This window comes from Dietzia sp. ANT_WB102 (assembly GCF_008369165.1).
Taxonomy (GTDB): domain Bacteria; phylum Actinomycetota; class Actinomycetes; order Mycobacteriales; family Mycobacteriaceae; genus Dietzia.
On the sequence record NZ_VOBA01000003.1, the window covers coordinates 142,536 to 153,145 of the forward strand.

General features: G+C 67.8%; 11 protein-coding genes. 8 read left to right on the forward strand and 3 right to left on the reverse strand.

All coding sequences use genetic code 11. From position 1 onward, the window contains the following. Position 1: 1 nt before the first annotated feature. The 3 genes from FQ137_RS15215 to FQ137_RS15225 all read left to right on the forward strand — a co-directional run bounded on the left by FQ137_RS15215 (position 2) and on the right by FQ137_RS15225 (position 2,861). Complete coding sequence (locus FQ137_RS15215) at positions 2-586, forward strand: GNAT family N-acetyltransferase (RefSeq protein ID WP_149293471.1); 585 nt, start codon at positions 2-4, stop codon at positions 584-586. Then, positions 583-1,086: a nitroreductase family deazaflavin-dependent oxidoreductase gene (locus FQ137_RS15220; protein ID WP_304506056.1), complete on the forward strand. Its 504-nt coding sequence runs from the start codon at positions 583-585 to the stop codon at positions 1,084-1,086. Before FQ137_RS15215 ends, FQ137_RS15220 begins: the two co-directional genes overlap by 4 nt. A gap of 218 nt (positions 1,087-1,304) precedes the next feature. After that, positions 1,305-2,861 (forward strand): hypothetical protein, encoded by a 1,557-nt coding sequence (locus FQ137_RS15225; RefSeq protein WP_149293472.1) that lies wholly within the window; start codon positions 1,305-1,307, stop codon positions 2,859-2,861. A gap of 103 nt (positions 2,862-2,964) precedes the next feature. Here the strand turns inward: FQ137_RS15225 and FQ137_RS15230 are convergent, their stop codons facing one another. Both FQ137_RS15230 and FQ137_RS15235 read right to left on the reverse strand, forming a co-directional pair. Next, a complete protein-coding gene (locus FQ137_RS15230) occupies positions 2,965-3,885 on the reverse strand; it encodes an SDR family oxidoreductase (RefSeq protein ID WP_188065118.1) in 921 nt (306 codons plus the stop codon). A gap of 20 nt (positions 3,886-3,905) precedes the next feature. Then, the gene (locus FQ137_RS15235) at positions 3,906-4,679 is read right to left on the reverse strand and encodes an SDR family oxidoreductase (RefSeq protein ID WP_149293474.1); all 774 of its coding nucleotides are present in this window, start codon (positions 4,677-4,679) and stop codon (positions 3,906-3,908) included. A gap of 76 nt (positions 4,680-4,755) precedes the next feature. Between FQ137_RS15235 and FQ137_RS15240 the strand changes: the two genes are divergently transcribed. The 5 genes from FQ137_RS15240 (at position 4,756) to FQ137_RS15260 (ending at position 9,098) form a co-directional block, all read left to right on the forward strand. Continuing rightward, complete coding sequence (locus FQ137_RS15240; protein ID WP_149293475.1) at positions 4,756-5,550, forward strand: enoyl-CoA hydratase family protein; 795 nt, start codon at positions 4,756-4,758, stop codon at positions 5,548-5,550. 68 nt (positions 5,551-5,618) lie between these two features. Beyond that, entirely contained in the window at positions 5,619-6,473 is an 855-nt protein-coding gene (locus FQ137_RS15245) for a CoA transferase subunit A (protein ID WP_370452407.1), read from the forward strand. Beyond that, the gene (locus FQ137_RS15250) at positions 6,473-7,243 is read left to right on the forward strand and encodes a CoA-transferase subunit beta (protein WP_149293477.1); all 771 of its coding nucleotides are present in this window, start codon (positions 6,473-6,475) and stop codon (positions 7,241-7,243) included. The genes FQ137_RS15245 and FQ137_RS15250 overlap by 1 nt, the downstream gene beginning before the upstream one ends. Further along, the gene (locus tag FQ137_RS15255) at positions 7,240-8,322 is read left to right on the forward strand and encodes a nitronate monooxygenase family protein (protein ID WP_149293478.1); all 1,083 of its coding nucleotides are present in this window, start codon (positions 7,240-7,242) and stop codon (positions 8,320-8,322) included. Before FQ137_RS15250 ends, FQ137_RS15255 begins: the two co-directional genes overlap by 4 nt. A 164-nt stretch (positions 8,323-8,486) precedes the next feature. Continuing rightward, entirely contained in the window at positions 8,487-9,098 is a 612-nt protein-coding gene (locus FQ137_RS15260) for a hypothetical protein (RefSeq protein ID WP_149293479.1), read from the forward strand. 485 nt (positions 9,099-9,583) lie between these two features. On the opposite strand, the gene FQ137_RS15265 is transcribed toward FQ137_RS15260, so the two are convergent. After that, positions 9,584-10,610 (reverse strand): Rib/alpha-like domain-containing protein (locus FQ137_RS15265; RefSeq protein ID WP_223146526.1); only part of this gene is annotated, 1,027 nt, incomplete at its 5' end.

Sequence of the window (10,610 nt, forward strand, 5' to 3'; positions counted from 1 at the left end):
CATGAGCAACGTCATCGACATGGCCGCGACCCGGCGGCGAGAGGTTTTCGCTGCGGTGTCCTCGGCCGACGGGCCCGAGGATGCGGTCCGAGCCATCTCGAGCCTGCTTTCGGTCTCCACCGACGAGGCTCGCGAGGTGCTGCGCACTCCGCTCGAGGCATTCGCCGGATCGGCCTCCGGCGGGCCCGCCGGAGGCGCCGGACAGGGTTTCACTCTCCGTCCCTTCGCGGAATCAGACGACCACAAGGCCCTGTTCCACGCACGCTCGTCGGACGAGACGTCCGCGACGGGCGGGACGTGGGACCGGGAGAAGACCGAGCAGGAACTGAGAGACGGGCTGGGCCGGGTCGAGGCCGAGTCGGCGATGTGGTTCGTCGCGGTCGACGCCTCTCGGGACGCACTGGTCGGGCTGGTCTTCGGCGAGCAGATCGACGACGGCGACGTCGACGTGGCCATCTGGATCCATCCCGAGGAGCGCAAGAAGGGCTACGGGCTCGCCTCGCTCAAGGAGAGCCGTCGCGAGCTCGCCGCGTTCTTCCCCGGTAAGCACGTGATCGTCCGCGCGCCCCTGACAGGCGGCCGGTGAGCCCAGTCGATCCTGCGCCCGAGACCGGCGTCGACGACCCACGGCGAGGCGCGCCGTGGGTCGTCGGCGTCATCAAGGTGATGTCACGGCTCAACACGTGGGCGTACCGCGTGTCCGGGGGCCGCGTCGGCGGGTCCTGGCGGGTGGGCTCGGCGCTGCGGGCCCCTGTTCCGGTGTGCTTGGTGACGACGACCGGCCGCAAGTCGGGCGAGCCGCGGACCGTACCGCTGCTCCATCTCCCAGACGGGGACCGTGTCCTGCTCGTGGCCTCCCAGGGCGGCCTTCCCAGGCATCCCCAGTGGTACTACAACGTGCTGGCCGACCCGAACGTCACCGTCCAGGTGGGGCGCCGTCGCCGCGCGATGACGGCGAGGGAGGCCACCCCGTCCGAGCGGGCCGAACTGTGGCCCAGGCTCGTCGAGCGTTATGCGGACTTCGCCGACTATCAGGCCAACACGAGCCGGGTCATCCCGGTCATCATCTGCGAACCCCACACGTAGGGTTTCACGACTTCGCGGCCGAGGACCTCCCCGGAGGTCCTCGGCCGCAGCCGTCTCGCCCACCGCGAGCCCCATTGGCCACACTGGCAACGCAACCTGTGCAAACCATTGACAGACTTCATCACTTAGAGGATTCTAACCTTCGATGCGTTCGTGTACCTGCATCTATAAATGAACCCCTTCCAACAATGGGGTCCGTTCTCAGGGAAGGTAGCTTTATGAAGAAGTCCACGAAGGCCGCAGCGGTCGCGGCGACCGCACTACTCGCGGCCGCCGGTATCCCGGGGGTTGCCAGCGCTCAGGTCACCGCCGAATCCGTCTCCAGCATGCTGCCGTCAATCGGTACGTTGCTCGCCGGTTCGTCCGGTGGCGAGGCGGGCGGATCAGGCGGGCTGTCCCCGCTCGCAGGCTCGGCGGACGCCCCGGGCTCGTCGCAGATGCCGGGATCCTCGGATCTCAACCCCCTCGGCGGATCGTCGGATCTGCCCGCACTCAGTACAACTCCACTCACCGGCTCGTCCCAGGTCCCGGGCTCGACCGGCCTGCTCACCGGCTCGTCCCAGGTCCCGGGCTCGACCGGCCTCCTCACCGGCTCCTCCCAGGTCCCGGGCTCGACCGGCCTCCTCACCGGCTCCTCCCAGCTGCCGACCGACCTGTCCGGATCACTGGGCACGATGCCGCTGTCCACCGAGCTCGATCTGCTCGGTGGCTCTGCCGCACTGCCGGCGTCGTCCGCCCTGCCCCCGTTGTCGAGCAACCTGCTCGGCGGCTCCGCCGAGTTCGGGTCCACAGAACTGGGCTCCGCCGGCATGACGCCTCTTGTCGGCTCGCTCGGAATGGTGCCGCTCTCCAGTGAGCTCCTCAGCGGTTCCGCCGAGGTGGGGTCGTCAGGCATGACCCCGCTGTCCACTGAGCTCCTGGTCGGCTCGTCCGATCTCGCTCCGCTCACGGGGTCTGAGGAGATGGCCCCGTTGTCCACCGATCTCCTCGGCGGCTCTGCGGAGCTCGCGCCGGTCGGGTCGGCAGGGATGGCCCCCATCGTCAGCTCCATCGGCATGGAGCCGCTCTCCACCGAGCTGAACCTGCTCGGCGGCTCCGCTGAGCTGCCCGCGCTGTCCGCGGAGTTCCCGGACGGGTCCACCGAGGGGATCGGCGGCTCCGCCGTGCTCGTCGGCAAGGGCGTTATGGGGTCACTCACCAACGGCTCCGCAGGTGATATCACCGAGCCGCTGGGCGGCTCGCTCACCGACGGCGGTGCCCTGTCGCCGATCATCGGTTCGGTCGCCGACGGTGGCGTCCTGCCCGCCCTCTCGGGGTCGATGTCCGACATCTCCGGGTCGATCTCCGGTAACGGTGGATCGACGGGCCAGAGCTCGGACCTCATCACCGGGTCGACCGGTGGCAGCGCCGACGTCGTCATCGGTTCGTTCGAAGACCTGACCTCGATCAACGGCTCGTTGACCGCGTTCACCGGCTCGATGGAGAACGGCTCGCTGCAGGGCACCGCCTCCACCAATACCGGATCCACGGCGGGTACCGCCGCGTCTCTCGAGAGCGCGGCGAGCCTGGGGACCAGTGGTGTCGGTAGCCTCGTCCCGGTCCTCGCCGTGACCGCCGTCGCCGGTGGTGGCGCCGCGGTCGCGATGGCTGCCGCGAACGGTGGCGTCGCTCTGCCGCCGCTGCCGTACCTCTGCGACCTCCCGTCGGCACAGGTCGATCAGTTGGCGTCGCTCGGCTCGGTCGACGCGCAGCAGTGCCCGGAACCGCGCAACTGAGGGCACCCCGGTCCCCTTCCGGGGCTGCGGGATAGCTGACCATGGGATAACGACGGAACCCCGCACCGTGATGGTGCGGGGTTCCGTCGTCGACCGGAAGGACTTAGCGGGCCCCGTAGACAGGAACCGGGGTGGGCGACCCCTCGAGCAGACCCGGAACGACCGACCCCAACTCGGCGGGCTCCCAGCGGGCCCCCTTGTCCTCGGACGCAGCGCGCTGCCAGCCATCGCAGACGGTGACCTTTCCGCCCTCGACCTCGAACACCCGGCCCGTCACCGGGGCCGACTCCTCGGAGCCGAGCCACACGACCAGCGGCGAAATGTTCGCCGGGTCCATGGCGTCGAACGACCCGTCCTCGGGAGCCGCCATCTGGGCGGCCATACCCTCGCCGGCCGAAGTCGTCATGCGGGTACGCGCGGCAGGCGCGATCGCGTTGGCGGTGACGCCGTACCCCTTCATCTCGGCCGCAGTCTGGATGGTGAGCAGCGCGATGCCCGCCTTTGCGGTCGCATAGTTGCCCTGACCGACCGACCCGAACAGGCCTGCACCGGAGGTCGTGTTGATGACCCGCGCGGCGCGCGGCCGACCGGCCTTCGACTCCGCGCGCCAGTACTCGGCAGCGTGGCGCAGCGGCGCGTAGTGCCCCTTGAGGTGCACGTTGATGACGTTGTCCCAGTCAGACTCGCTCATGCCCACGAGCATCTTGTCGCGCAGGAAGCCGGCGTTGTTCACCAGCACGTCGAGCCCGCCGAAGGTGTCGATAGCCTGCTGGACGAGCTCCTTGGCGCCGTCCCAGCTGGAGATGTCGTTGCCGTTGACCACGGCCTCGCCACCGGCCGCCTTGATCTCGGCCACGACCTGCTCGGCGGGGGACTCCCCCACGTTCGACCCGTCGAGGCCCGCGCCGAGATCGTTGACGACGACCTTGGCCCCCTCGGCGGCGAAGGCCAGCGCGTGCTCACGGCCGATCCCGCGACCGGCCCCGGTGACGATGACGACGCGTCCGTCGCAAATTCCCATAATCCTTCTCCTTGCTCGTGTGGTCAGTGCTTGTTCTCGGCGGTAGACGCCGAGAGGAACGCGGGCTTTTCGCCGCCGCCGTGAACCAGCAGCTCGGCCCCCGTGATGTACGCGGCGAGCGGGGAGGCCAGGAATGCTGCGGCCTGGCCGACGTCGCGCGGTTCCGCCATCCGCCCCATCGGGATCGTGGCATCGACGGCAGCCACACCGTCGGCGTCCCCGTAGTGCATCTCGGCCAGCTCAGTCTTCACCGGGCCCACCACGACGGAGTTGATACGAACGGCCGGCGCCCACTCCACGGCGAGGGACTGCGTGAGCGAGTCGATGCCCGCCTTGGCCGCCCCGTACGACGCGGTACCAGGCGAGGGGCGGTGTCCGGAGACGGACGAGATGTTGATGATCGCGCCGCCGGTCGGCTGCATGACCCGGTTGGCCTCCTGCGACACGGTCAGCGCCGACAACAGGTTGAGGGCAACGATCTTGGAGTGGAAGTTGGCACTGGCGTCGGCGGCGAGAGCGAACGGTGCGCCGCCGGCATTGTTGACCACCACGTCGAGCCGCCCGTGCTTGGCGACGATGTCGTCGACCATTCCGCGCACCGCGTCGGCGTCGCGGAGATCGACTGAATGGAACTCCAGATCAGCCACGTCGGAGCCCTCGTCGGCAGGTCGCCGCGCACAGGTGACGACGACCGCGCCGGCCTCCTTGAAGACCGTGCTGATGCCGGCACCCACGCCGCGTACGCCCCCCGTGACGAGGACGACCTTCCCCGCCAGACCCAGATCGATGTTCGTCATGCGTGCTAGCCTACCAAGCAAGCGTTTGGTTAGTCACCGTGCCGTCGAGGACGGAGGTGGCGTGGGAAGGAGCTCCATGGGCATCAACGTCGACAAGGGCGCAGACGGGATAGCCACCGTCACGGTCGACTACCCCCCGGTCAACGCCATCCCGTCCGCGGGATGGTTCGAACTCGGCGAGCAAATACTCGCTGCCGGCCGCGACCCTGACGTTCACGTCGTGATTCTGCGGGCCGAGGGCCGCGGCTTCAACGCTGGCGTGGACATCAAGGAGATGCAGAACTTCGAGGGCTTCGACCATCTGCTCGCGGCGAACCGCGGGTGCTACGTCGCCTTCAACGCCGTCTACGACTGCGCGGTCCCCGTGATCGCCGCCGTGAACGGCTTCTGCGTGGGCGGCGGAATCGGACTGGTCGGCAATGCCGACTGCATCGTCGCCTCTGACGACGCGGTGTTCGGACTACCCGAGGTGGACCGGGGCGCCCTCGGGGCCGCCACGCACCTGTCCCGCATGGTCCCGCCGCACATGATGCGCACCCTGTACTTCACCTCCCGCAACGTCACCGCCCAGCAGCTGCACCAGTGGGGAACGGTCTACGAGGTGGTCCCCCGTGACCAGCTCGACGACGCAGCCCGCGCGCTGGCGGAGACGATCGCCGCCAAGGACACCCGGGTGATCCGGGCGGCCAAGGAGGCCATCAACCACATCGACCCGGTTGACGTGAAGAGCTCCTACCGCATGGAGCAGGGATTCACCTTTGAACTCAACCTCGCCGGCGTGGCCGACGAGCACCGCGACGAGTTCGTCAAGACGGGTCAGAACCTGGACAAGCGAGACAAGCGATCCGAAAGGACGGGCGAAAACAAGTGACCACCACCCCCACCCCGCGCGACAAGCGCACGAGTCTCGACGAGGCAGTCGCACGCCTCGAGAGCGGCATGACCATTGGAATCGGTGGATGGGGCTCGCGGCGCAAGCCGATGGCGCTCGTCCGTGCGATCCTGCGTCGCGAGGACCTGACCGACCTCACCGTCATCTCCTACGGCGGCCCGGACCTGGGACTGCTGTGTTCCGCCGGGAAGGTCTCCAAGGCCTACTACGGGTTCGTGACCCTGGACTCCGCGCCGTTCTACGATCCCTGGTTCGCGCGGCGCCGCACCGAGGGCTCGATCATCTCCCGCGAAATGGACGAGGGCATGGTCCGCGCGGGCCTCACCGCCGCTGCGCACCGCCTGCCGTTCCTCCCCACCCGCGCCGGCCTCGGATCTGACGTCTTCCGCTTCTGGGGAGATGAGCTCAAGACCGTCGACTCGCCCTACCAGGTCGACGGCAAGACCGAGACCCTCCTGGCCATGCCCGCCCTCCGGATGGACGCGGCGCTCATCCACCTGGACAAGGCCGACAAGCACGGCAACGCCGCGTTCACCGGGGCCGATGGCTACTTCGACGACCTCTACGCCATGGCCGCCGACACGGTCCTGCTGGAGGTCGACGAGATCGTCGACTCCGCGGACGCCCTGATGAACGAGGTCGGGCCGCAGCGCATGCTGCTGAGCCGCATGTTCGTCGACACAGTCTCCGAGGCGCCGAACGGCGCCCACTTCACCTTCGCGGGTGGATACGGCCGCGACGAGGCGTTCCAGCGGCACTACGCCACGGCCGCCAAGGACGCGGAGTCGTGGGAGGCGTTCGTCTCCGAGTTCCTGTCCGGGTCCGAGGAGGACTACCAGAAGGCGGTCACCGCGTTCAGCGAGCGGCTCGCCGCCGAGAAGTCAGAGAAGGGGGCCAAGTGATGTCCGACATCACCACCCAGTCCATCAGCAGGGCCGAGTACTGCGCTGTCGCATGTGCGGAGATCTTCGCCGGAGCCGGCGAGATCTTCGCCTCCCCCATGACCCCGATGGCCACCATCGGTGCCCGGCTGGCCCGCCTCACCACGGAGCCGGACCTGCTCATCACCGACGGCGAGTACCGCTTCCTCGGGCAGACCCCGCCGCTGGGTAAGACCATCGACTTCGAGGGATACATCCCGTTCCCCCGCGTGTTCGACGTCCTCCAGGCCGGCACACGCCACGTCGTGATGGGCGCCAACCAGATCGACCGGTTCGGAAACCAGAACCTCTCGGCCTTCGGTGACGACGTGCAGAAGCCGACCCGTCAGATGTTCGGCCTGCGCGGCGCCCCCGGAAACTCGATCAACCACGCCACGAGTTACTGGGTCGGCAAGCACTCGACCCGAGTCTTCACGGAGAAGGTCGACGTGGTCTGCGGCATCGGGTACGACCGCTACACGCCAGGAGACCCAGCGTTCCGCTACCACCACCTCCACCGGATCGTCTCCAACCTCGGCGTGTTCGATTTCGGCGGCGCTGACCGCAGCATGCGGGCACTCAGCCTGCACCCCGGCGTCACCGCCGACGAGGTCGCTCAGAACACCTGCTTCGAGATCGAAGGCCTGGCCGAGGCGTCGGTCACCCGGGACCCGTCCGCAGAGGAACTGCGCATCATCCGAGAGGTGCTCGACCCGCGCGGGTTCCGTGACCGTGAGGTGCCGGCCGCGTGAGCGCCCCGACCATCACCACGGCCTTCACCGAGCTAGTCGGCGTCGAGTACCCGATCGTCCAGACGGGCATGGGCTGGGTTTCCGGACCCGAGCTGACCGCGGCGACCGCCAATGCCGGCGGACTGGGGATCATCGCCTCGGCCACGATGACGTACGCCGAGCTCGAAGCCGCGATCATCCGGACCAAGAAGCTCACCAGCAAGCCCTTCGGCGTCAACCTCCGAGCAGATGCCGAGGACGCCGCCGAGCGGTGCGAGTTGATGATCCGGCACGGGGTCAAAGTCGCGTCGTTCGCCCTTGCGCCCAAGCCGGAGTTGATCGCCCGACTCAAGGAGAACGGCCTCGTCGTCGTCCCCTCCATCGGTGCGGCGAAGCACGCCGTCAAGGTCGCCTCCTGGGGCGCCGACGCGGTGATCGTCCAGGGCGGTGAGGGTGGCGGCCACACCGGCCAGGTCGCCACCACCCTGCTCCTCCCCAGCGTCATCGACGCCCTCGGCGGCGCGGGGAACACCTCGATCCCCGTTGTCGCCGGAGGCGGATTCTTCGACGGTCGAGGGCTGGTCGCGGCACTGGCCTACGGCGCCGCCGGCATCGCCATGGGGACCCGCTTCCTCCTCACCAGCGACTCCCAGGTGCCCGACGCGGTGAAGAAGCAGTATCTCGAGCGTGGGCTCCAGGACACCGTGGTCTCCACCCGAGTCGACGGCATGCCGCACCGCGTCCTGCGCACCGGCCTCGTCAACGCCCTCGAGTCGGGCAGCCCGCTCAAGGGCATCGCCGCCGCTGTGCAGAACGCCAACAAGTTCAAGTCCATGACGGGCATGAAGTGGCAGCAGCTGGCCAAGGACGGCCTCAACATGAAGAAGTCGTCCGACCGCACCTGGCAGCAGATCGTCATGGCCGCCAACACCCCGATGTTGCTCAAGGCCGGACTGGTCGAGGGCAACACCGAGGCCGGCGTGCTCGCCTCCGGTCAGGTTGTCGGCATGATCGACGACCTGCCCAGCTGCGACGAGCTGATCCAGCGGATCATGAACCAGGCGCACGAGCGACTGGCGGAACTGGGACGCCTCGGCTGATCAGCTCCTGCCGCGCCTCATGAACGCCGCCCCGCCACACCCGGCCGGGGCGGCGTTCTACGTCTTGGAGCTGACGAAGTGACAGAGTGTGACCCGTAACATAGTCTGAGAATCACCTGATCGTTACCGGGGCCCAGATCGCGGCCCGACCACAAGGAGTACACATGTTCGCCACCCGTACCGCCACCCGCACCATGGCTGCCGTCGGCGCAGCCGCTGCCCTCACCGTTGCCGGAGCCGGCACCGCGATGGCAGCTGACACCACCCACGCGGTCGACGGCAATACGCTCGCAGTGACTTTTGAGAAAGAAGACATCCTGGACGTCGCGGTGTGTTTCGCCGCGGTCGTCCCGACCGCGGGCGCGGCCGGGGTGGTCGACCAGTTCCAGGGCGCCGCCAACGGCAACGTCGCGGACCTCCTGGACCTGGTCACGGGAAACTCGAGCGTCACCGTCCTCTATACCGACGAGCTCATCCCGAACCCGATCCCCAGTGTTGCCTTCAGCAGCCAAACCGTATACGCGGAGCTCGAACCGAACGTCTACACCCTAGTCTCCAAGTGCACCGGCTCCGATCCCGTGGTCAATCCGGCGGTCCTCGTGGGTGATCCGCTCTCGGCCATCACGGGTTCACTCGAGATGGGCAGCTCGGGCGATACGTTAGGGGCCGCATCGTCGCTGCTGGGCGGGGGCGATGCCGGCGGCGATTCGGGTTCCGACATCGGAACCCTCCTCGGCGGCGGAATGGGTGACACCGGCAGCGGTGCCGGCGAGTAGAGGCCTCACCGTAATTACGTGACTCGGCGGGCCCCACATCTCAGTAAGAGATGTGGGGCCCGCCGTCGTTGTACGCGCCCAGGAATCAGCCTGCCAGACGCTCGATGATCGTGACGATGGCCGTGCCGACGCCCTCGCACATGGTCTATTTGCCGTAGCGGCCGCCGGTGTGCTCGAGCTAGTTGAGCAGGGTCGCGAACAGCTGTGCGCCAGTGGCGCCGCCCCCGGGTTGCCCGGCACTCTGTATGCCGACGACGTGCCGAACTGCATCAATGACGCGGCCGCGCTCTGCTAGTGCGGGACGTACCGACCGACTCCCACTTCCATCCCGTACTGATCGGTAACGCGTTCACGGTGTTCGGCGGCAGTGTCTCGGGCGTTCTCGGAGGCTGACCGCATGGACCTGCGTCTTCGCGGCCCCAGATGAAATGACACGAACCCGCCTCCCCGAAGGGAGGCGGGTTCGCTGTTCACCGGCTATTCAGTCAGCCTCGACCGTTCGGTTGAGCTGGCCCTGGTGCCGGAGGCGGCTCGTTGACAGTCGCGCGATCCACATCGAATCCCACCCATCCGAGTACTGCGGTCACCTCCGGAGGGAGTGGCGGGAGCCCCGGAAGCGCAGGGAGCGAGATATGACCCTCATGTAGCGCCCAGATCGAACCACCGATGCCGATCGAACCGAGACCGAGAGAGCCAGCAGCGATCGATCCTGCAGACGAGGCTCCGTCTGCCACGATCTGGGAACCGCTATTCAGAGATCCGAGTGCGTGCACGCCGCCAGTGCTTCCCTGATCTACTGCGTCGGAGCCGAGATCGAGCAGGCTGCCGAGCGAGCCCGTACCGGATCCGTTGCCAGCGTCCGAGCCGCCCGACTGGCTCCCGAGAGAACCACCAAGCGAACTCGGATCCAGAGACCCGGGCCCATCCTGGCTTCCCACACTGCCCAAGGCGCCGTCATCGGAACCGGAACCATCCGAGCCTCCCGGATTACCGGCTGTCGAGTCCCCTGCGGAGCCGCCGATCACACTCAGGGAATCTCCCGATAGAGAACCGAGGCCATCCTTAATACCGGAACTTCCTTGAGCCAGGTCGCCGGAGCCTGCACCCACCGAACCACTGTTCGATCCGAGAGCGCTCGAGCCAAGAAGAAGACCGAGCGAGCCGGCCCCGAGGACGCCCAATGAGCCAAGTCCAATGCCGCCGAGCGATCCGGAAGCCGGATCACCCACGGTCACCGTCAACTCAGCCTCATCGACCGAACCATCCGGATACGTCACCGTCACCGGCACCGTCAGCTCAGTACCCGGCGCAGCACCCTCAGGAGCCGTCACCGTCACCGCACCAGTGTCCGGATCCACAACCACAGTCCACCCGGCCGGAGGAACAAACCCGTCCTCCACCGCGAACTCCGTGCCCGCCGGCAGATCAGCAGTCTGCTCCACCGTCACCGACTCACCCGGCTGCACCTCCACATCCGAGTACACCGGAACATTCTCATCAGCATCCGTGACC